The sequence below is a fragment of the Streptomyces chryseus genome, assembly GCF_014650755.1.
Classification (GTDB): Bacteria; Actinomycetota; Actinomycetes; order Streptomycetales; family Streptomycetaceae; genus Streptomyces; species Streptomyces chryseus.
This window is the reverse complement of record NZ_BMVO01000013.1, coordinates 50277-71690: the sequence shown is the minus strand read 5'-3', so window position 1 is coordinate 71690 and position 21414 is coordinate 50277. Positions and strand designations below refer to the sequence as shown.

20 protein-coding genes are annotated in these 21414 nt (G+C 73.5%); 9 read left to right on the top strand and 11 right to left on the bottom strand.

The genetic code is table 11. The features are described 5' to 3' along the window. Window positions 1–69: 69 nt before the first annotated feature. Entirely contained in the window at window positions 70–834 is a 765-nt protein-coding gene (locus IE185_RS20150) for a GntR family transcriptional regulator (RefSeq protein ID WP_138897433.1), read from the bottom strand. A 138-nt stretch (window positions 835–972) separates the two neighbouring features. Beyond that, window positions 973–1854, bottom strand: coding sequence for an RNA polymerase sigma-70 factor (locus tag IE185_RS20145; RefSeq protein WP_138897432.1), 882 nt, complete (start codon window positions 1852–1854; stop codon window positions 973–975). Window positions 1855–1985: 131 nt separating this feature from the next. Here IE185_RS20145 and IE185_RS20140 point away from each other — a divergent pair, with 131 nt between their 5' ends. From IE185_RS20140 to IE185_RS20130, 3 genes are all read left to right on the top strand, one after another. Then, window positions 1986–2816 (top strand): alpha/beta fold hydrolase, encoded by an 831-nt coding sequence (locus tag IE185_RS20140; protein WP_138897431.1) that lies wholly within the window; start codon window positions 1986–1988, stop codon window positions 2814–2816. Window positions 2817–3020: 204 nt separating this feature from the next. Further along, window positions 3021–4649 carry an alkaline phosphatase D family protein gene (locus IE185_RS20135; RefSeq protein ID WP_138899262.1) on the top strand — a complete coding sequence of 543 codons (1629 nt, stop codon included), beginning with the start codon at window positions 3021–3023 and terminating at the stop codon, window positions 4647–4649. Window positions 4650–4818: 169 nt separating this feature from the next. After that, complete coding sequence (locus IE185_RS20130) at window positions 4819–6258, top strand: GNAT family N-acetyltransferase (RefSeq protein ID WP_189715701.1); 1440 nt, start codon at window positions 4819–4821, stop codon at window positions 6256–6258. Here the strand turns inward: IE185_RS20130 and IE185_RS20125 are convergent. Beyond that, on the bottom strand, window positions 6152–7387 hold the full coding sequence (locus tag IE185_RS20125) for a trans-sulfuration enzyme family protein (RefSeq protein WP_138894469.1): 1236 nt from the start codon (window positions 7385–7387) through the stop codon (window positions 6152–6154). The two genes, IE185_RS20130 and IE185_RS20125, sit on opposite strands and share 107 nt — an antisense overlap. A gap of 59 nt (window positions 7388–7446) precedes the next feature. Between IE185_RS20125 and IE185_RS20120 the strand changes: the two genes are divergently transcribed. The 3 genes from IE185_RS20120 (at window position 7447) to IE185_RS20110 (ending at window position 10713) form a co-directional block, all read left to right on the top strand. Further along, the gene (locus tag IE185_RS20120) at window positions 7447–7929 is read left to right on the top strand and encodes an Lrp/AsnC family transcriptional regulator (protein ID WP_138894470.1); all 483 of its coding nucleotides are present in this window, start codon (window positions 7447–7449) and stop codon (window positions 7927–7929) included. 75 nt (window positions 7930–8004) lie between these two features. Continuing rightward, window positions 8005–9696, top strand: a complete 1692-nt coding sequence (locus IE185_RS20115) for a DUF885 domain-containing protein (RefSeq protein ID WP_138894471.1) — start codon at window positions 8005–8007, stop codon at window positions 9694–9696. 96 nt (window positions 9697–9792) lie between these two features. Then, the gene (locus IE185_RS20110; protein ID WP_138894472.1) at window positions 9793–10713 is read left to right on the top strand and encodes an ATP-grasp domain-containing protein; all 921 of its coding nucleotides are present in this window, start codon (window positions 9793–9795) and stop codon (window positions 10711–10713) included. Window positions 10714–10874: 161 nt separating this feature from the next. Here the strand turns inward: IE185_RS20110 and IE185_RS20105 are convergent, their stop codons facing one another. Beyond that, window positions 10875–11381 carry a rhodanese-like domain-containing protein gene (locus tag IE185_RS20105; RefSeq protein ID WP_170198268.1) on the bottom strand — a complete coding sequence of 169 codons (507 nt, stop codon included), beginning with the start codon at window positions 11379–11381 and terminating at the stop codon, window positions 10875–10877. Window positions 11382–11474: 93 nt separating this feature from the next. Between IE185_RS20105 and IE185_RS20100 the strand changes: the two genes are divergently transcribed. Further along, entirely contained in the window at window positions 11475–11921 is a 447-nt protein-coding gene (locus IE185_RS20100) for an Lrp/AsnC family transcriptional regulator (protein ID WP_138894474.1), read from the top strand. Here the strand turns inward: IE185_RS20100 and IE185_RS20095 are convergent. The 4 genes from IE185_RS20095 to IE185_RS20080 all read right to left on the bottom strand — a co-directional run bounded on the left by IE185_RS20095 (window position 11911) and on the right by IE185_RS20080 (window position 17829). After that, window positions 11911–15312 (bottom strand): AAA family ATPase, encoded by a 3402-nt coding sequence (locus IE185_RS20095; RefSeq protein ID WP_138894475.1) that lies wholly within the window; start codon window positions 15310–15312, stop codon window positions 11911–11913. The two genes, IE185_RS20100 and IE185_RS20095, sit on opposite strands and share 11 nt — an antisense overlap. Then, window positions 15309–16475, bottom strand: a complete 1167-nt coding sequence (locus IE185_RS20090; protein WP_138894476.1) for an exonuclease SbcCD subunit D — start codon at window positions 16473–16475, stop codon at window positions 15309–15311. Before IE185_RS20090 ends, IE185_RS20095 begins: the two co-directional genes overlap by 4 nt. Before the next feature lie 140 nt (window positions 16476–16615). Further along, window positions 16616–17242, bottom strand: coding sequence for a YigZ family protein (locus tag IE185_RS20085; protein ID WP_138894477.1), 627 nt, complete (start codon window positions 17240–17242; stop codon window positions 16616–16618). Window positions 17243–17274: 32 nt separating this feature from the next. Continuing rightward, window positions 17275–17829 carry a DoxX family protein gene (locus IE185_RS20080; RefSeq protein WP_138894478.1) on the bottom strand — a complete coding sequence of 185 codons (555 nt, stop codon included), beginning with the start codon at window positions 17827–17829 and terminating at the stop codon, window positions 17275–17277. Between the two features lie 198 nt (window positions 17830–18027). On the opposite strand from IE185_RS20080, the gene IE185_RS20075 reads away from it, so the two are divergent. Then, window positions 18028–18435, top strand: coding sequence for a CoA-binding protein (locus tag IE185_RS20075; protein WP_138894479.1), 408 nt, complete (start codon window positions 18028–18030; stop codon window positions 18433–18435). A gap of 72 nt (window positions 18436–18507) precedes the next feature. On the opposite strand, the gene IE185_RS20070 is transcribed toward IE185_RS20075, so the two are convergent. After that, complete coding sequence (locus IE185_RS20070; RefSeq protein ID WP_138894480.1) at window positions 18508–19062, bottom strand: YbaK/EbsC family protein; 555 nt, start codon at window positions 19060–19062, stop codon at window positions 18508–18510. 108 nt (window positions 19063–19170) lie between these two features. Continuing rightward, window positions 19171–19926 (bottom strand): acyltransferase, encoded by a 756-nt coding sequence (locus IE185_RS20065; RefSeq protein WP_189715679.1) that lies wholly within the window; start codon window positions 19924–19926, stop codon window positions 19171–19173. A 152-nt stretch (window positions 19927–20078) separates the two neighbouring features. Here IE185_RS20065 and IE185_RS20060 point away from each other — a divergent pair, with 152 nt between their 5' ends. After that, a complete protein-coding gene (locus IE185_RS20060) occupies window positions 20079–20609 on the top strand; it encodes a gamma carbonic anhydrase family protein (RefSeq protein WP_138894482.1) in 531 nt (176 codons plus the stop codon). Window positions 20610–20625: 16 nt separating this feature from the next. Here IE185_RS20060 and IE185_RS20055 read toward each other — a convergent pair whose 3' ends face one another. Next, window positions 20626–21306 (bottom strand): DedA family protein, encoded by a 681-nt coding sequence (locus IE185_RS20055; RefSeq protein ID WP_138894483.1) that lies wholly within the window; start codon window positions 21304–21306, stop codon window positions 20626–20628. Between the last annotated feature and the right edge of the window lie 108 nt (window positions 21307–21414).

Here is a 21414-nt window from a genome sequence, read left to right as displayed (position 1 = left end):
GGTCCGGTGCTGTGCCGTGCAGTGCCCGCCGCGTCGCGCAGCGCCCTGCCGTGTCGTACGACGGGCGGATCAGGAGGCCTGGCGCTCCTGGGTGTGGTGGCTGATCTCCAGGTCGCCGGAGTCGCCGAAGGTGAGCCGGCAGGTGTCCGCCCGGTAGGTGGCCACCGAGACGGCGGCGGTCCCGCCCTCGGCGAAGTAACGCGTGGTGACGACGAGGACGGGGGCGCCCGGCAGGCGGTCGAGTTCCCGCGCGTCGTCGGCCCGGGCCGAGCCGAGCTCCACCGCGCGGTCCTGGCCGTCCATCTGGAGGCGCTGGAGTTCCCGCAGCACACCGCGCGCACGGGCCGCGCCCGAGGGCGCTTCGATGGCCGCGAGGTCCGGTACGGACGCCACCGGTACGTACAGCAGCTCGGCGGCGACCGGCTGGCCGTGCGTCACCCGGATGCGGCGCACCGTGTGCACCTCGTCCCCGGCCCCGCCGTCGAGCATGCGGGCCACCGCCGCGGGCGCGGGCGCGCTGACGCAGTCGACGGGCTGCCAGGAGTCGCCGGCCGCACCGGGCCAGCCGTGCTGCGAGGCCCCGACGTCCACGCCGACGCGCGGCGGGGCGACCGTGGTGCCGACACCGCGACGGCGCTGCAGCCGGCCTTCGAGCTCCAGCTGTTCGAGCGCCTGGCGCAGTGTCGCGCGCGCGACGCCGAAACGAGCGGCGAGTGCACGCTCGTTGGGCAGGATCTCACCGACCGCGAAATCGGAGTCGAGTGCCTCGCTGAGCACGGTCTTGAGGTGCCAGTACTTCGGCTCCGGCACCGTATCGAGCTGCGTGGTCCCCACCCTGATCCCTCCGCAATCGGCCTGGTCCCGGGCGAGTTTCCGCGCCCTTGTTTATTAAAGGTTCCTGCACTAACTCTGCGACCATAAGTCCGGGGTCTGCCTTGGTCAAGACCAATCGACGCAGAGCGGGCGCTGCCCCTATCCGGCGAGCGCGGCGAGTTTGTCGGGGTTTCGCACGATGTAGACGCACTGGATGAGGCCGTCCGCGATGTCCAGCTGCAGGACGGCGTCCGGTTTTCCGCCGGAGAGGACGAGCAGGGCGGGACCGCCGTTGAGTTCCAGGAAGCGGAACTCGCCGCCGGGGACGCCCTGCTTGGCCACGCCGAACAGGAAACGGCCCACCTTGTCCGCGCTCTCGATGACGCGCACCGGCGCCTTGGCCTTGCCGCCGCTGTCGCCGACGAGCCTGACGTCCGGCGCGAGCAGGCGGAGCAGTGCGTCGAGGTCCCCTCCCGAAGCGGCGGCGAGGAACCGCTCGGTCAGGTCCCGCCGTTCGGCGGGGTCCACGTCGAAGCGCGGCCTGCGTTCCCCGACGTGGCGCCGGGCGCGTCCCGCGAGCTGCCGTACGGCCGCTTCCGACCGTTCCAGGGTGGCCGCGATCTCGCCGTACGGGAATCCGAAGGCCTCCCGCAGCACGAACACCGCGCGCTCCAGCGGGGAGAGCGACTCGAGAACGACGAGGACGGCGAGCGAGACGGAGTCCACGAGCACCGCGCGTTCCGCGGTGTCCTCGGCGGTCGTGCCGAAGTCCGTCTCGAGCGGCTCGGGGAGCCACGGTCCGACGTACGCCTCGCGCCGCGCCTGGACGTGCCGCAGCCGGTCGATGGCGAGCCTCGTCGTGATCCGGACCAGGTACGGACGTGGTTCCCGTACGTCGTCGCGCGCCTGGGCCGACCAGCGCAGCCACGCGTCCTGCACGACATCCTCGGCGTCGGCGACCCGGCCGAGCATCCGGTACGCCACTCCGGTCAGAAACGGACGGTGCTCTTCGAAGACCTCGGTCACGCTGTCGCCAGTCACCGCTCCATCCCAGCACATCGGGGGAAACCGGAGAACGCCGGAGCCGCCCCGGCTCTTGAACTCCAAGCTACTGGACGGTAATTGTTGCTGACGCGATGGATAGCGCCGACCCCCACCCAGGGAGCAGCAGCATGGCCGGACAGGTCTCCTTCAGCGTCGAGTCCCCCACGGGCAGCCACACGCTCTCCGTCGCGTACGAGCGCGCGGGCGCGGGCGAACCACTCCTGCTCCTCCATGGGATCGGCCACCACTGGCAGGCGTGGCAGCCGGTGATGTCGGCGCTGGCCGCCGAACGCGACGTGATCGCCGTGGACCTGCCGGGCTTCGGCCGGTCGTCCGGCCTCCCGGACGGCTTCGCCTACGACCTGTCCACCGTCGTTCCCGTACTCGGTTCGCTGTGCGAGGCGCTGGGTGTCGAACGCCCGCACGTCGCGGGGAACTCCCTGGGCGGCCTGCTGGCGCTGAAGCTCGGCCGGGAGAAGCTCGTACGGTCGGTCACGGCCCTGTCCCCGGCCGGTTTCTGGACGCAGAGCGAGCGCCGCTACGCCTTCGGGACGCTGCGCGGGATGCGGTACGGGGCGCGGACGCTCCCGCTGCCGGTCATCGAGCGCCTGGCAGGCACGTCCGCCGGCCGGGCCGCACTCACCAGCACCATCTACGCGCGGCCGGGATGGCGTTCGCCCGAGTCCGTCGTCGCGGAGACGCTGGCCCTGCGCGAGGCGACGGGCTTCGCCGCGACGCTGTCGGCGGGCCGCTCCGTCCTGTTCACCGACGACGTGCCGGACATCCCTGTCACGATCGCCTGGGGCAGCCGCGACCGGTTGCTGCTGCGCCGCCAGGGCATCAGGGCCAAGCAGGCGATACCAGGCGCCCGGCTGGTCAGGCTGCCCGGCTGCGGTCATGTCCCGATGAACGACGACCCCGCGCTGGTGGCCCGGGTCATCCTCGACACGAGCAGCTGACACGACCGTGGAGGCGCCCCCCGAGCGCCCGGGAGCGGGGGGCGCTCCTCTTACGACGCGCCGGCGGGGTGGGCGGGACGGAGGCGCCGGGCCGGTTCCCGGGAACGGGGGGCCGGTTGTTCACTTGTGGTTCGTGTGGTCGCCGTGGCCGGGCGTTAGGCATGGCGTCGCACACCTGAACACACCGCCACTGGAGGCGCATCGATGCCGTACCGCCGACCGCAGAGCCAGCCGGAGAGCCGCCCGCAGAGCCCGTCCCCCGACCGACGCGCCGTCCTGCGCGGCTCGCTGGCCGCCTCGGCCGCGCTCGCGCTGCCGGCCACCGCCGTCGGCGCGGCGCCCGCCCAGGCGCTCTCCGGGCGCCCGCGCGCCCCCTGGGGCGTGCAGACGGGTGATGTCACCTCGTCGTCGGGTCTGGTGTGGGTACGGTCCGACCGTCCCGCCCGGATGATCGTGGAGACGTCCGCGACGGAGTCCTTCCGCCGCGCGCGCAGATGGCACGGCCCTCTGCTCGGCCCCGGAACGGACTTCACGGGAACGACGGCGCTGCGCGGACTGCCCGCCGGCGAGCAGGTGCACTACCGGGTGACTCTCGCCGATCCGGACGATCCCCGGCGCACCGGGGAGGCGTTCCGGGGAACGTTCCGTACCGCGTCCGCGAAGCGCCGCGACGGAGTGCGCTTCCTGTGGTCCGGCGACATCGCGGGACAGGGCTGGGGCATCAATCCGGACATCGGCGGCTACCGCGTGTACGAGGAGATGCGCCGCCTGGACCCGGACTTCTTCCTGTGCAGCGGCGACACCGTCTACGCGGACGGCGTCATCCAGCCGTCCGTGACGCTGCCCGACGGACGGACCTGGCGGAACATCACCACGCCGGAGAAGTCGAAGGTCGCCGAGACACTGGACGAGTTCCGCGGGAACTTCCGCTACAACCTGCTGGACGCGAACGTGCGCCGGTTCAACGCGCAGGTGCCCTCGATCGTGCAGTGGGACGATCACGAGGTGCGCAACAACTGGTACCCGGGCCAGATCCTGGACGACGCCCGCTACACGGAGAAGAACGTCGACGTCCTGGCGGCCCGCTCGATGCGGGCGTTCAGCGAGTACTTCCCCGTATCGACGCTTCCCGCGCGCGGCCGCGCGGACGGCGGCGAGGACGACGGCCGGATCTACCGGGTGGTCAGGCAGGGCCCCCTGCTCGATGTCTTCGTGCTCGACATGCGCACGTACCGCAACGCCAACTCGCCCGGACGGCAGCCCGACGACGCCACCGGCATCCTCGGCGCCGAGCAGCTGGCCTGGCTCAAGCGCGAGTTGTCGCGCTCCCGCGCCGTGTGGAAGGTCATCGCCAGCGACATGCCGCTGGGGATCGTCGTCCCGGACGGCGCGGCCGACTTCGAAGCCGTCGCGCAGGGCGATCCCGGTGCGCCGCTGGGCAGGGAGCTGCAGATCGCGGAGCTGCTGCGTCACATCAAGCACGCCCGTATCACCGGCACGGTGTGGCTCACCGCCGACGTGCACTACACGTCGGCGCAGCACTACGACCCGTCCCGTGCGGCGTTCAAGGACTTCGCGCCCTTCTGGGAGTTCGTCTCCGGGCCGTTGGCGGCGGGCGGCTTCCCGGCGGGCCGGCTGGACGCCACGTTCGGCCCGGACCAGGTCTTCGTGAAGGCGCCGACGCGCGCCAATGTGTCGCCGATGGAGTCGCCGCAGTACTTCGGCGAGGTCGAGATCGACGGCGCGAGCGGTGAACTGACGGTGCGGCTGCGCGCCGAGGGAGGCGTGGTGCTGTTCAGCAAGGTGCTTCAGCCGGGCCGGGTGGGCGCCTGAGACGCCTCTGAAGTGGGACTCTGCGAGAGACCCTGCGGAGAGACGTCGAAGTGGGGCCTCTATGTGATTGAAAATGGTCCTTAAATGCCCAGAAGCACACTTAACCCATCAGTCACAAAGCGTTCGTGATCAGGCAACACCGCTCGGTCACAGTGGTGCCATGACCGACATGACTGAAGTGACCAAGACGGCGTCCGCGGCACGGGCGACGAGGACCCGCCGCACGCACCACTGGCGGCGGGACCTCGTCGAACTCGCGGCGCTGTTCACGGCGGTGGCCGTCGCCGACGCCGTCGCGAACACGATCGTGCACGGGCCCGACGGACCGTACCTCCTCGTCATCTCGGCCGTGGCGCTGGCCGCCACGGCCGGGTTCCACACCTGGTGGGCCCGCAGGCACAGTCATGCCCCGCCCCCGCCCTTCCCCCGTGAGAGCGCGGGCGCGGCGCACGGTGACGCGGCGGCGCCGGCCGAGGAGACCGCCCTGTGGCGGATGCGGACCACCGTCAAGGACGAGCCAGGCAGCCTCGCGGTGCTGTGCACCGCTCTCGCCCGCCACGGCGTCGACATCCTGACCCTGCAGACCCACCCCCTCGCCGACGGCACCGTCGACGAGCTGCTGGTGCGCGCCCCGGCCGGCTTCCAGGCCGCCGAGCTGGCCCGGGAGACCGCCGCGGCGGGCGGCAGCGACACCTGGCTGGAGCGGGCCGACGCCCACGACCTGGTCGACGCGCCCACCCGGGTGCTCGGGCTCGCCACCCGCACCGCGCTCGACGCCGCCGAACTGCCGCTGGCCCTGCGCCAGTTGCTCGGCCGCTGCACGATCCACTCGCTGCCCGCGACCACCCTCACCGGCCGGCCCACCGGCGAGAGCGCCCCGGTCGAAGGCGTACTGGACGGCACGGTCATGAAGCTGCGCGACCCGTCCGGCGGGGCGATCACCATCGAGCGCCACTACCTGCCTTTCACCCCCACGGAGTTCGCCCGCGCCCGCGCCCTCGTCGAGCTCGACGCCCGGCTCGGCCCACGCATCCCCCGCAGCCAGGACGTCCTGACGCTCCCCGAGGGCAACGAGATCACCGTCCGCAGGGCCGGACTCGACGACCTCGAAGCCGCCCGCGCCATGCACGACCGCTGCGGCGACCGCACCCTGAGCCTGCGCTACCACGGCCCGGTGGGCGACGCCGGCCGCTACCTCGCCCACCTCCTCAGCCCGCGTTACGGCCGCACCCTCGCCGTGCAGACGGCGTCCGGACGCCTCGTCGCCCTCGGCCACCTCCTGTGGGACGGCGACGAGACCGAGGTGGCGCTGCTCGTGGAGGACGCGTGGCAGCGCCGCGGCATCGGATCGGAGCTGCTGGAACGCCTGGTGGCGCTCGCCGTCGAGGCGGGGTGCGAGAGCGTGTACGCCGTCACCCAGTCGTCCAACACCGGCATGGTGGCGGCCATGCGCGGGCTCGGCCTGCCCCTCGACTACCAGATCGAAGAGGGCACGCTGGTGGTCACCGCGCGGCTGTCCGCTGCGGACGCGCGGCCGCGTCCCGCACGTGCGCAGGAAGCGGAAGAGGCGCGGGCAGTGACACGGGCCGGGCGGCCCCGGCGGCACTGAGCGCCTCGCACAGGTCCCGCCACAGGTCCTCCACGTCCTCCAGCCCGGCCGACATCCGCAGCAGCCGGTCGCCGACCCCGGAGGACCGCCGGTCTCCCTCGGCCACGATCCGGTGGCTGATGGAGGCCGGATGCTGGATGAGCGAGTCGACGCTGCCGAGGCTGACGGCAGGCGTGATCAGCCGTACGCCCGCGATCACCGCGTGCGGATCGCCGTACACCTCGAAGGCCACCATCGCGCCGCCGAGCTTCGGGTAGTGCACCCGCGCGATCCGGGGATCGGCGGCCAGCCGCCGGGCCAGCTCGGCGGCGGTCGCCGACTGGGCCCGCATCCGCACGGGCAGCGTGGAGAGCCCGCGCAGCAGCAGGTATCCGGCCAGCGGGTGCAGTACGCCGCCGGTCGCGAACCGCACCTGGCGCAGCGTGCGCGCGAACTCCTCGTCGCACGCCACCACTCCGCCGAGCACGTCGCCGTGCCCGCCGAGGTACTTCGTCGCGCTGTGCAGGACGATCGCGGCGCCCTGCTCCAGGGGCCGCTGGAGCACGGGCGTCGCGAACGTGTTGTCGACGAGCAGCGGCACCTGCCCGCAGGACCGCGCGACCGCCCGGATGTCGACCTCGGCGAGCGTCGGGTTGGCGGGGGTCTCGACCATCACCAGGCCGGTGTCGGGGCGTATCGCGTCCGCGATGCCGTCCGGCTCGACGAAGGTCACCTCGGTGCCGAGCAGTCCGGCGTTCAGGAGGTGGTCGCTGCACCCGTACAGCGGCCGTACGGCGACGACGTGGCGCAGCCCCGCGCTCGCCCGGGCCAGGAGCACCGCGCTCAGCGCGGCCATGCCGCTGGCGAACGCGACGGCGCTCTCGGCGCCCTCCAGGCGTGCCAGTCCGTCCTCGAAGCGGGCGGTGGTCGGGTTGTCGAGGCGGGCGTATACGGGCGGGCCCTCCGGCCGCGCGCCGGTGGCGGCGAACGCGTCGATTCTCGCTGCCTCCGCCCGGCTGTCGTAGGACGGATAGGTCGTCGACAGGTCGAGCGGGACGGAGTGCACGCCCAGCGCGGCGAGGTCTTCGCGGCCGGCGTGCACGGCTTCGGTGGCCAGGGCCCGGGGTGTGGTCGAGGCGTCGGTGTTCATGACATGACTCTGAACAACTACCGGGAAGTAGTGTCAGTACTCCGTGTTACGTTCGGGCCATGGCCGAATCCGTCGTACTCGACCCGGTCGATCTGCATATATTGCGCCTCCTGCAGAACGACGCGCGGACCACCTACCGCGACCTGGCCGCCGAAGTCGGAGTCGCGGCCTCCACCTGCCTGGACCGGGTGGCGCGGCTGCGTCGCTCGGGGGTGATTCTCGGCCATCAGCTGCGTCTGGACCCGGCGAAGCTCGGCCGCGGACTCGAAGCCCTGCTGCTGGTCCAGGTGCGCCCGCACCGGCGCGAGCTCATCGGCCCCTTCGTGGACCGCATCCGGGCCCTGCCCGAAACGCGCGCGCTCTTCCACCTGACCGGCCCCGACGACTACCTCGTGCACGTCGCGGTGACCGACCCGGCGGACCTGCAGCGGCTGGTCCTGGACGAGTTCACCTCGCAGCGCGAGGTCGCCCGCGTCGAGACCCGGCTGATCTTCCAGGCCTGGGACTGCGGGCCGCTGCTGCCGCCTCCCGCGGGGCACTGATCCCGCACCGCCGATGTCAGCCACCGACGCCCGACCGTAGTGACGAGGGACCCTTCGCCGTACGAGGATGTCCGCATGTCAGTCATCCCGAGCAGCCGGCTCGCCCTCCCCCGCCAGGTCGCCGACGCGTACGTCGACGCCCTCATCGCCCTCGACCCGATCACCGGTACGTACCTGGGAGTGAAAGAGAGCGCCGGCAGTCTGCCGGACTTCTCTCCCGAGGGGCAGAAGGCGTTCGCCGAGCTGGCCCGCACCACGCTCGCCCTGCTCGACGAGGCCGAGGGGCGCCCCGGTGCGGACAGCGACGCCGAGCGCCGCTGCGGCCGGCTGCTGCGGGAGCGGCTGACCGCCGAACTCGCCGTGCACGAGGCCGACGAGCACCTGCGGACCGTCAGCAACATCCACTCCCCCGCGCACAGTGTGCGCGGCGTCTTCACCGTGATGCCCACCGGGACCGACGAGGACTGGGCGGCCGTGGCGCGGCGGCTGCGCGCGGTGCCGGCCGCCCTGGAGGGGTACCGCGCGTCGCTCGCACTCGGTCTCGAGCGCGGACTGCCGGGCGGCCCGCGCGCCACCGAGACGTTCACCGGCCAGCTGACCGAGTGGGCGGGCGACGGGCGCGGCTGGTTCGAGGACTTCGCGGCCGCCGGGCCCGAGCCGCTGCGTGCCGAGCTGGACGAGGCGGCCCGCGCGGCAACCGGCGCCATCGCCGCGCTCCGTGACTGGATGCGGGACGTGTACGCCCCGGCCGTCAAGGGCGCGCCCGACACGGTGGGCCGCGAGCGGTACGCCCGCTGGTCGCGCTACTTCAACGGCACCTACCTCGACCTGGACGAGGCGTACGCGTACGGCTGGTCCGAGTACCACCGCCTGCTCGGCGAAATGCGCACCGAGGCCGAGAAGATCCTGCCGGGCGCGGCCACCCCGTGGGAGGCGCTGTCCTGGCTCGACGAGAACGGCACGCACATCGAAGGGGTCGAGGAGACCCGCGCCTGGCTGCAGAGCCTGATGGACGAGGCCATCGGGGCGCTCGACGGCACGCACTTCGAACTCGCCGAGCGGGTACGGAAGGTGGAGTCCCGCATCGCGCCCCCCGGCGGCGCGGCGGCGCCGTACTACACCACTCCCTCGGAGGACTTCTCACGGCCGGGCATCACCTGGCTGCCCACGATGGGCGAGACCCGCTTCCCGGTGTACGACCTGACCTCCACCTGGTACCACGAGGGCGTTCCGGGGCACCACCTGCAGCTCGCGCAGTGGGTGCACGTCGCCGACCAGCTGTCCCGCTACCAGGCGTCGGTCGGCATGGTCAGCGCGAACGCGGAAGGCTGGGCCCTGTACGCGGAGCGGCTGATGGACGAGCTGGGCTTCCTCGGCGACCCCGAGCGCCGGATCGGCTACCTGGACGCCCAGATGATGCGCTCCACGCGGATCATCGTCGACATCGGCATGCACCTGCGGCTGGAGATTCCGGCGGACTCCCCGTTCCACCCGGGTGAGCGCTGGACTCCGGAGCTCGCCCAGGAGTTCTTCGGGGCGCACAGTGGCCGTCCCGCCGACTTCGTGGAGAGCGAGCTGACCCGTTATCTGTCCATGCCGGGCCAGGCGATCGGCTACAAGCTGGGCGAACGCGCGTGGCTCCTGGGCCGCGAGAACGCCCGCAAGGCGCACGGCGACGCGTTCGACGCGAAGGCGTGGCACATGGCGGCGCTGTCGCAGGGCTCGCTGGGCCTGGACGACCTGGTGGAAGAGCTGTCGAAGCTCTGACCGGCGCACGCGCGCGGTGAGTACGGCGGCCGGGCCCGGGCCGTGCGACGGGCCCGGCCGCCCTTCGGGGCGGTTGCGACAGGAAGTCTTCGTGTGATGGGTACCGGCTATCTCTTCTGCTCCGACCCGCTCGGCGCGCGACGCCCCGACCCGGTCTTCGCCGCGGAGGTGGTGTGCGCGCGGGCCACGGGCGGCGGGATCGCGCTCGTCGACCACGACGCCCTGCTCGCCGGGGACGCCGGGGCGGCGCTCGCGCGCGTGCCGCGCGCGTCCGGCCCGTACTGGTACCGGGGCTGGATGGTCCCGGTGGCACGGTACGCGGATCTGGCGCGCGCCCTGCGCGCGCGGGGCTGCGACCTGCTGACCCCGGCCCGCGACTTCGGCCGCGCGCACGAACTCCCCGGCTGGTACGACGTGTTCGCGGACCTCACGCCGCGCAGTGTCTGGCGGGCCGCGCCGCCGGGGGAGCCGCCGTCCGCTCCGGAACTCGCCGCGCTCACCGCCCCGCTCGGTCCGGGCGCCGCCGTCGTCAAGGACTTCGTGAAGTCGCGCAAGCACGAGTGGGACGAGGCGTGCTTCGTCCCCGCGCTCGCCGACACGCGGCGGCTGTCCGCCGTCGTGCGCCGCTTCTTCGCGCTCCAGGAGGACTCGCTCGCGGGCGGCCTCGTGGTGCGGGAGTACGAGCCGTTCGTGCCGGGCGGCGAGGCGCGCGTGTGGTGGGTCGACGGCGAGCCGGTTCTCACGACGGCGCACCCCGACTCCCCCGCCGAACTTCCGGCGCCCGATCTCAGCTCCGTACGCCCCGCCGTGCGGGCACTCGGCTGCCGCTGGGTCACGACCGACCTGGCGTTGCGCGAGGACGGGGTGTGGCGGGTGGTGGAGGTCGGCGACGGCCAGGTCAGCGGTTTGCCGACGGGCGCGGACCCGTCCGCGCTGTTCGACGCGCTGACCCGGGCCGGCAGCCGCGGGCGCAGCGACGGCCGCGAGAGAACCGATGGGCGTGCCTCCTGCGGATGAGGCACCCTCTGCCCCCTGCGTACGCGCGCGCTCGGCCGCCGCCCGCCGGCGCGGCCTGGGGTGCGAGACGCCGCGCGAGTGGCGCGCCCGGCGGGCACGGTGGGGCCGCGGGACGCGCGGTTCCTGCGGCCCGTGCCACACGTCGTACGGTGAACCCGGGCTCAGCAGCCGCAGTCGTCGGTGCCGAGGGGCGCGGTCAGCGGGTCGGCGTCGCGCCGCTCACGGCCCTCCCAGGTCTCGACCTCGAAGCCCTCGCGGATCCAGTACTCGATGCCGCCGAGCATCTCCTTGACCTGGTAGCCGAGTTCGGCGAGCGCGAGGGCGGCGCGGGTGGCGCCGTTGCAGCCGGGACCCCAGCAGTACGTGACGACCGGCACGGCCTTGTCCAGGAGCCGCTCGGCCTGGGCGGGGATCAACGCCGTCGGGAGGTGCAGGGCGCCCGGGACGTGGCCCTGGTCCCAGGATTCGGTGGAGCGGGAGTCCACCACGACGAAGCCCGGGTCCTCGCCGGACGCGAGGACCGAGGCGACGTCGGACACGTCGGCGTGGAAGGCGAGGCTCGCGCCGAAGTGGGCGGCGGCAGCGGCAGGAGCGGCCGGCGGGACGCGGAGAACGGCGTTCGCGCTGGTGGCGGGCGTCTGGGCGGTGGCAGTGCGTGTCACGGTCATGAGTAAGAATCTACGGCGGGTGATCATCGAGCTGAAGTGGGATTCCCCGGCTCTTCTCTTGATCTGCCGGTGGATCCCCTGTTGTCTCGGGGCATGACCGGATATTCACCGGACGCCACCGACTGGCGCATCCTGGAAGCCCTGCAACGCGAGGGCCGGGCGACCTTCGCCGAGCTGGCCCGCACCGTGTCCATGTCCGCGAGCGCCGTGACCGAGCGGGTGCGGCGGCTGGAGGAGGCGGGGGTGATCTCGGGCTACACGGCCGTCGTCGAGCAGGAGCCACTGGGGATGCCCATTCTCGCCTTCGTACGGCTGCGCTATCCGCACGGCAACTACAAGCCGTTCCACGACCTGCTCCAGGTGACGACCGAGGTGCTCGAAGCGCATCACGTCACGGGCGACGACTGCTTCGTCATGAAGGTCGCGGCCCGCTCGATGAAGCACCTGGAAGAGGTCTCGGGCCGCTTCGGCACGCTCGGCTCGGTCACCACCAGCGTCGTCTACTCCTCGCCGCTGCCCCGGCGCGCGCTCAGCCGCTGATCCCGGCGGTGCGGTGGCGCACCACGGAGCCGTGCCGGTCCTTGACGACCTCCAGCTGGGTGGTGACGCGGCGCCGCAGGTCGGCCACGTGGCTGACGATGCCGACGCTGCGGTCGCGTTCGCGCAGGGAGTCGAGTACGTCGAGGACCTCGTCCAGGGTCTGGTCGTCGAGGCTGCCGAAGCCCTCGTCGATGAAGAGCGTGTCGAGCCGTACGCCGCCGGCCTCGTCGGTGACCACGTCGGCGAGGCCGAGCGCGAGGGCGAGCGAGGCGAAGAACGTCTCGCCGCCGGAGAGGGTCGCCGTGTCGCGCTCCACGCCCGTCCAGGCGTCGACGACGTGCAGGCCGAGTCCCGAACGGCCGCGCCCGCCGGACCTGGCGTCGGAGTGGACGAGGGTGTAGCGGCCTGACGACATGCGCTGGAGACGGGCGGTGGCGGCGGCCGCGACCTGCTCCAGGCGGGCCGCCAGTACGTACGACTCCAGACGCATCTTGCGTTCGTTGTCGGCGGAGGTGCCGGCGGCGAGGGAGGCGAGGCGTGCCACGCGCTCGTACTCCTCGCGCAGCGGGCCGAGGCGCCGCGTCTCCTCGGCGGCCTGCCGCGACAGCGCGGCGAGCGCGGCGCGGCGCTCACGGGCGGCGTCGAGAGCGGACGTGGCGTCGAGCAGGGCGCGCTCGGCGGCGTCGAACGCCTCCTCGGCCCGCCGCGGCGCGGCCTCGGGCCGGGTGGCGGCCGCGGCGGTCTGCGGCTCGGCCAACCGGTCGGTAACGGCCGCCTCTTCACGCTGCCACTCGTCGATCCCGCGCTGGAGGTCGCGCTGTTCGGCGTCCCCGAGCAGGGCCCGGGCGGCCGCCTGCGGGGTGTCGAACCCGGCGTCGAACGCGGCGTCGGCGAGCCGGTCGTCGGCCTCCTTGAGACGCTGGGCGGTGGTCTCGACCGCGCGCACCGCCTCGGCGGCCTCGCCGAGCACCCGGACCCGGCGCTCCAGCAGCGCGGCGTGCTCGGCGACACTGGGCGCGGCGCCCCGGGCCACCGACAGCTCCGCCTCCAGCGAGGCCAGTTCGCGGTCGAGGGCTTCGCGCTGCGAGGTCCTGGCGGCGGTCCGCCGCTCCGCCTGCTGCTGGGCGTCGACGCGGCGCGCGTACTCCCGCTCGGCACGGTCCAGCGCCTCACGCGCCGCGTGCAGGCCGGCGGCCGTGGCGCGCGCCTCGGTGTGCTGCCGGGTCAACTCCTCGACCAGGGAGGCCAGCTCGGCGACGGTGACGTCCCGGGCTCCCCCGGCGGCGTGGCCGAAGCCGCCGGACGGCGTGGTCGCGGCAGCGGGCCCCGCGTACTGGGCCGGGACACCCGTGCCCGCCGCCCGGGAGACGTGAGCGTCGTCGCCGGCCCCGCCGTCGGACACGAGGGGAGCATCCGTCGCTCCGCCGGGGTCCTGCGATCCGGGGGCGGCCCGCTGCGGTGGCACCGCGTCCGCCGTGGTGCCACCGCAGCCGTCCACGGCGGCCGGCGTCGAGCCCACGGCGGTCATGACACCGTCGGCGGCGGCGCCCCGCACCTCGCGTCCGCCGTGCGCCCGCGCCTCGGACGGATCGCCCACGAAGCCGGCGACCGGCCGTGCGGCGGGCGCGTCCGGTGACGCCGGGCCGTCGACGGTGCCCGCCTCGGCTCGTGCCGCCGCGTGGTCCTCGCGTACCGCCGCCAGCGCGCGCTCCGCGTCGGCGCGCGTCGCCTCGGCCCGTCCATGGGCCTCGTACGCCGCTTCCTCGGCCGTACGGTCCACCTGGTCCGCCGCCGCGCGCGCCGGCTTCGGGTGCGCGGTCGAGCCGCAGACCGCGCACTCCTCGCCCTCGCGCAGACCCGCCGCCAGCTCCGCGGCGATGCCGAGCAGGCGGCGTTCCTTCAGGTCCAGCCACGTCTCGTGCGCGGCGACCGCCCTGTCGCGAGCCGCCCGCAGCCGGTCCTCGGCGGCCGTCACCTGCCCGGCGAGTACGTCGCGCCGGCGCGCGGCGTCGAGCCGGCGGCGGGCCGGTTCGAGCCGGCCGGCCAGGTGCTCCGCGCGGGCCACGGCGTCCTGCGCCTGCTCGATGCGTTCCTGGCAGCGGCGGCGGGTCGTGTCCCAGCCGCCCAGCCAGTCGGCGGCGTCCCGCAGCAGTTCGTCGTCGGCGCGGGCCTGGCGCTCCAGCGCGGTGCGCTCCCGGCCGATCTCGTCGGCGCGCCGCTCCGCCCTGCGCGCGGCTTCGAGGCCGCCGAGTTCCTGCCGCAGCTGTCGCTCCAGCACGGCGAGCCGCTCGGCTCCGGCGTCGACGAGGTCCGGCGGCAGTTCGGCGCGCGAGCGCTCCCGGGTCCCGCTCGCCGCGCGGTGCTCCCGCTCGGCGTCGTCGCGCAGCGACAGGGCCGGGGCGACGCGCTCGGCCCGTCGGGCGCGGTCGTGCCGCTCGCGCAGCCGCTCGTACTCGGGGCGACGCGCCTCCAGGACGTCGGCGCGCCGCCGCGCGTCGGCGTACCGCTGCTGGAGGGCGGCCAGTTCGCGCTCGGCGTCCAGCGTGCGGCGGGCCGCGACCCGCCTGCTCCCGGCCGCCGTCACCGCCGACTCCGCGATGTCCCGGCGCTCGTACGCGCCGCCGCGCGCGATCGCGGCCCACTCCCGTACGGCTTCGGCGAGTCCGGGCTCGCCCGGCTGCGCGGCGGGCAGCGGCCAGGCGCGCGCGTCGGCGCTGTCGCCGGCCGCCTGCGCCATCCGCTGCGCGACGGCGAGCAGCCGCTCGTCGCCCGCCCGCACCGCCTGCTCCGCCGAGCGCCGCAGTTCGGCGAGCCGGTCCTCGACGGCGGCGAAGCGGCGGGTGTCGAAGAGCCGGCCGAGGAGCTTGCCGCGCGCTTCGGCGTCGGCGCGCAGGAAGCGCGCGAAGTCGCCCTGCGGCAGCAGCACCACCTGGCAGAACTGCTCCCGGCTCATGCCGACGAGCTGCGTGATCTCCTCGCCGATCTCCTGGTGGGAGCGGCTGAGCGCCTTCCACCCGGTGCCGGGTACGTGCTCGCGCAGCCAGCTCTGCGCCTTCTCCGTCGTATACCCGTCGCCCCTTTTCTTGGGGCGCGGCTGTGCGGGCCGCCGGGTGACCTCCAGCCGCCGTCCGCCCACGGTGAGTTCGAGGCGTACCTCGGTCGGCAGGTCGTGCGGGGCGTGGTCGCTGCGCAGCGAGGCTCCGGGGCTCTGCCGTGCGCCGGGCACGGCCCCGTACAGGGCGTAGCAGACGGCGTCCAGGACGGACGTCTTGCCCGCGCCGGTCGGTCCGTGCAGCAGGAAGATCCCAGCGGCGCTGAGCGCGTCGAAGTCGACTTGCTGGGTGGCGCCGAACGGTCCGAAGGCCGTGATGTCCAGGGCGTGCAGCCTCACCGGGCGACCTCGCGCGTCGTGTCGTCCACGCGGACGTCGTCGAACGCGGCGTGCAGCACCGTGCGCTCCCGTTCGTCGGGTCCGCTGCCGCCGCGCACGTGGGCGACGAAGTCCTCGGCGATCTGCTGGTCGTCGCGCCCCTGGAGGCGCTGGGCGTACGACGCCCCGGGGTCCTCGGGGGCCCGCTCGGGATCGAAGACCAGGCTGATGGTGTGCGGGAACCGGGCGCAGAGCCGCGCCATGGGTTCGGTGGGGCGTACCGGGTCGGTGAGCGTCGCCTCGATCCAGGACTCCGTGTGGCGTTCCAGCGCGGGGTCCTCGATCAGCTCCTCCAGGCGTCCCCGGATGCGGGCCACCCGCCTCGGCACGGGGCAGTCGATCCGCTCCGCCTCGATCTCGCCGCCCGGTCCGAGGTCGACGAGCCACATCGTCTTGCGGTGGTCCGCCTCCGAGAAGGAGTACGCGAGCGGGGAGCCCGAGTACCGCACCCGCGCGGTGATCGCCTGGGCGCCGTGGAGGTGGCCGAGCGCCACGTAGTCGACGCCGTCGAAGACACCGGCGGGGACGGACGCGACGCCGCCGACGGTGATGTCGCGCTCGCTGTCGCTGGGCTCGCCGCCGGCGACGAAGGCGTGCGCGAGGACGACCGACCGGGTGCCGGCGGGCCGCCCGGCGAGGTCGTCCCGTACGCGCTCCATCGCCGCTCCTACGACCGCCTCGTGTCCCACCCGGGACACCTTGAACTCGTCGCGTACGAGAGCGGGCTCCAGGTACGGCAGCCCGTAGAGGGCGACGTCGCCGTGCGCGTCACGAAGTACGACGGGTGTCGCACAACCGGCGGGGTCGGTCCGCAGGTGGATTCCGGCCCGGTCGATGAGCCCCGCGCCGACACCGAGCCGGCGGGCCGAGTCGTGGTTGCCGGAGACCATGACCGTCGGCACGCCGGCGGCGGCGAGCCGGTGCAGGGCCCGGTCGAAGAGCTCGACGGCGGCCAGGGGCGGCACCGCCCTGTCGTACACGTCGCCCGCCACCAGGACGGCTTCGACGTCCCGCTCGCGCACCGTCGTCACCAGGTGGTCGAGGAACGCGGCCTGGGCGTCGAGCAGGCCCACCCGGTGGAAGGACCGCCCCAGGTGCCAGTCCGACGTGTGCAGAATTCTCAAGTGACGGCTCCGCCCCGCATGTTCACTTCCTCCGCCCCCTGAGCCCGCGCCGGACCGGCGCGGACCTCACTGACCGCTTCGACCACGTTAGCGCCGCCCGGCACCCCGCCCGCCACGGACCTCGGTTTTGCCCGGCCGTCTCAGGCGTCGCCGTACGCCTCTCCGCCGGTTTCGAAGCCGGCCGTGCCCGCGGTGGTGTCGGCGAGCCACGCGCGGAAGGGCTCGACGTCCGCCTCCGGCAGGCCGACCTCGATCGTGACCGCCTCGGCGTACCGGACCTCGCGCACCGCCCGGCCGGTCGCCCGCAGGTCGTTCTCCAGCTTTCCCGCGCGCTGGTGGTCGACCGTGACGGTGACGAGCCGGAAACGCTGCCGGGTGATCGTGCCGACGGCGTCCAGAGCTTCGCCCACCACTCCCCCGTACGCCCTGATCAGCCCGCCGGCGCCGAGCTTCACGCCACCGTAGTAGCGGGTGACGACGGCGACGGTGTACCGGACCTCGCGGCGCATCAGCATCTGGAGCATCGGGACCCCCGCCGTACCGCCCGGCTCGCCGTCGTCGCTCGCCTTCTGCACGGAGGCGTCCGCGCCGATCACGTACGCGAAGCAGTGGTGCGACGCCGTCGGGTGTTCCTTGCGGACGTGCGCGACGAAGTCCTGCGCCTCCCGTTCGGTCGCCGCGGGCGCGAGCGCGCACAGGAAGCGGGATCTGCTGATCTCCGCTTCGTGCACGCCCGCGCGGGCGACGGTCCGGTACTGCTCCTGCATTCGGCCCACCCTATGCGCAGGCCGCGGGGGTGCTACTTCCGGAGCAGCAGGACCACGGCCGCGACGACCAGGCCGACGGCCACGGCGGCGACGCCGTACGCGAGACGGTGGGTGCGCAGACCGGGCAGGAAGCGGTCGGCGGCGTACCGGCCGGGGCCGGTCAGCGTGAGCGCCGCCGCGGCCGCTGTGAGAAGCACCTCGTACTCCACGCCCTCGGGGGCGAAGAAGCCGCCGCCCCACTTCACCGCGAGCACGTTGACCAGGGTGCCGAGGACGGCCGCGCCGGCCAGCGGGGTCAGCAGTCCGAGAGCGAGTCCGAGACCGCCCAGGGTCTCGGTGAGACCGGCCACGACGGCCATCGCCCCGCCGGCCGGGTAGCCGCTCGCGGTGAAGAACTGCCCGGTTCCTTCGAGTCCGCCGCCGCCGAACCAGCCGAAGAGTTTCTGCGCGCCGTGGGCGGCCATGGTGAGGCCGAGGGCGATACGGAGCACGAGGAGGCCCGCGTCGTAGCCGTGGAGCGAGGAGGTGCGGCCGACCGCGGTGCCGCTGATGACGGGTACGCCGAGGGTGCTGGTGGGGGGAGTCATGTGAGGGGCTCTCTCCTGTTGCCGTGGGGGGAACGGATCACGTTACTTGAAACTTCAAGTCACAGGTCGCGACGATACACATCGGTACAACGTTGAACAACAACGCGCCCATGAACAGCTCGCGCGTCGTCGGGGAATGTCCGCACGGCACCGCCTGTTGGCCCCGTGCAGTGACCTTTCGACTCCTGGAGGCAGGGCGTGTACGGCGACCCGGCAACGATCCGCAAGATCCTCACCCAGTCCGGTGACACGTGGGCGGTGGTGGGCCTGTCCACCAACCGGACGCGGGCGGCGTACGGCGTCGCCGAGGTGCTCCAGCGCTACGGCAAGCGCGTCGTCCCGGTGCACCCGAAAGCGGAGGTCGTCCACGGCGAGCAGGGGTACGCCTCACTGGCCGACATCCCGTTCCCCGTCGACGTCGTGGACGTGTTCGTCAACAGCGACCTCGCGGGTGGCGTCGCGGACGAGGCGGCGGCGGTCGGCGCGAAGGCGGTGTGGTTCCAGCTCGGTGTGATCGACGAAGCGGCGTACGACCGCACCCGTGCGGCGGGCCTGGACATGGTCATGGACCGCTGCCCGGCGATCGAGATCCCCCGGCTGGGCTGACGGGCGACCCAGGGCGCGCAGGACGCGCGCGCTCCCGGGAGGGCCGACGGACCAGGCCGCGCCCGGCGGACCTCAGACGCCGAGCCCCTCGATCACGACGGCGCCCGGCAGACCCGCGAAAGCCTTGCCGGGCACGATGAGCTTTCCCCTGCGGCGCCCGCTGCCGACCAGCACCCACGGGACGCCGGTGACGGCGGCGTCCACGAGCAGCGGCCAGCCGGCGGGCAGCCCGATCGGGGTGATGCCCCCGTACTCCATGCCGGTCTCGCCGACGGCCGTGTCCATGGGGGCGAACGACGCCTTGCGCGCGCCGAGCTGCTTGCGGACCGCGCCGTTCACGTCGACCCGCGTACGGGAGAGGACCAGGCAGCCGGCCAGGGTGCTCTCACCGCCCCGCTTGCCCGCGACGACCACGCAGTTCGCCGACGCGTCGAGGAGACCCGCGCCGTAGTGCTCGACGAAGGCCGCCGTGTCGGCGATCTCCGGGTCGGTGTCGACGTAGAGGATCTGGTCGGCGGGTACGTCGTTGCTCCAGGCGCGCACCGCGTCCGCGACCGGCGCGGTCAGCAGGCCGAGGCAGTCGGGGGCCGGGGTGGCGTCGTCGAAGTCTCCGAGGGGTGCGCGCATGAGAGCGACGCTAACAGCCCTCACCTGCGGACGGGTTGACCGTCTCGCTGTGCGGGCGGGGCCGGGACGAGCCACGCTCCCGCTCGCCGCCGCGGGCGTACGGGCGGCTCACTCGGCGGTCTCCGCCTCCAGCTCGGCCAGCGCCAGCAGCTGCTCCGGGGTGACGCCCTCCGGGATCGGTACGGGCGCGGGCGTCCGCAGCGGCGGCTGCCAGCCCTTCACCGCGTCCCAGCTGCGCACGACGCGGGCCGGCGCTCCGGCGACCACCGCGTGGTCGGGCACCTCGCCCCGCACGACGGCGCCCGCGGCGACGACGACGTTACGGCCGAGACGGGCGCCCGGGAGTATCACCGCGCCCGTGCCGATCCAGCAGCCGGGCCCTATCTCCACCGGTTCGGTGCGGGGCCACTGCTTGCCGACGGGGACGTCCGGGTCGTCGTAACTGTGGTTGGTGGACGTGACGTACACATAGGGGCCGAAGTAGCAGTCGTCCGCGACGGTCACGGTCGTGTCGGCGATGACGTGGCTGCCCCGGCCGAGGACCACACCGTTGCCGAGCCGCAGGATCGGGTCGGGGCCGAGGTCGAGGCCGGGCATCATGCCGGCCGTCAGCGTGACCTGTTCGCCGATGATGCAGTGCTCGCCCAGGTGGATCCACTCCTCGCCGAACACGGTCCCCTGCGGGAAGGCGAGCTTGGTTCCGGCACCGATCGAACCGAACCGCAGCCGTCCCGGATTCTCGGCGCTGACCGCGCCGGTCCGCTGGACCCATCGCCAGCCCGCGTGCACGGCGCCGGTCACCAGGCGGCGTCGCCAGGCGGTCACCGCGGAGAACGATGAGAACGTGTTTCTGTTCTTCGGCACCCGCTCACGGTAGTCGGCCGGACCCGGGCCGCCCGTCGCCGCCTGCTGTGATGTTCGCCCCACCCGGCATCGCGGGGGCCGGGGCCGTCGCTTACGGTTCCCCCTGGCGCGACCGACCAGCACACAGGCACCGAAGCACCGAGGAGCACGCGATGGCGGAGCAGGCTTTGATCACCGGCGTGGGCGGCAAGGAGCCGCGCGTCGACCCGTCGGCCTTCGCCGCGCCCACGTCCGTCGTCATCGGGGACGTCACCCTCGGCCCGGGCGCCAGCGTCTGGTACCACACCGTGCTGCGCGCCGACTGCGGCCCGATCGTCCTCGGCACGGACAGCAACATCCAGGACAACTGCACGGTGCACGTCGACCCGGGCTTCCCCGTCACGGTCGGCGACCGCGTCTCGGTCGGGCACAACGCCGTACTGCACGGATGCACGGTCGAGGACGACGTGCTGGTCGGCATGGGCGCCACGGTGCTCAACGGCGCGCACATCGGAGCCGGTTCGCTGATCGCCGCGCAGGCGCTCGTTCCGCAGGGCATGCGGGTGCCCCCGGGCTCGCTCGTCGCCGGCGTACCCGCCAAGGTGAAGCGGGAGCTGACGGACGAGGAGCGCGAGGGCATCAAGCTGAACGCCGCGATGTACCTGGAGCTGGCGCAGGGCCACCGCGAGGCGCACGCCGACTAGCGACGGCGGGCGGCCGTCAGTCGGCGGCCGCCGCGACCTTCTCGGGTGCGGCGGCCTCGGCGTCGGCCACCTCGGCCCGCGCCTCGGCCTGGGCGGCGGCCTTCTTCGCGCGGTTCTTGAGTACGAGCATCGACGTGACGCCGAAGAGCACCGCGACCACCAGGCCCAGCCAGGAGAAGCGCTTCAGCCACGCCTCCGCGACCACGCCCACCGAGTAGATGACGGCGGTGGTGCCGCCCGCCCACAGGATGCCGCCGAAGACGTTGGCGATCAGGAACTTCCAGTACGGCATGCGCAGAACGCCCGCGAGCGGTCCGGCGAAGATCCGCAGCAGCGCCACGAAGCGGCCGAAGAAGACCGCCCACATGCCCCACTTCTCGAACGAGCGCTCCGCCATGGCGATGTTGGACTCGCTGAAGTGCTTGGGGAACTTGCGGCCCAGTCTCGCCAGCAGCGGCCGGCCGCCCCTGCGCCCGATCGCGTAGCCGATCGAGTCGCCGATGATCGCGCCGGCCGTGGCGCAGGCGCCGAGCACGTACGGGTCGATGTCGCCGTGCTGCGAGGCGAGCAGGGCCGAACTGACGAGAACGATCTCCCCCGGCAGCGGAATGCCCAGGCTCTCCAGCCCGATGACGACCCCCACCAGGAGGTAAATGCTGACCGCGGGGATGGTCTCCAGCCACTCCGTGATGTGCAACGCCGGTTCCTGTCGTCGAGAAGGTGCGGCTGACCGCCGTGCGCCCCCGTGGCACACGGCGGGCAGCCTACCCGCACCTCGTCGCGCCGTGACGGCGTCCGGGAGGTC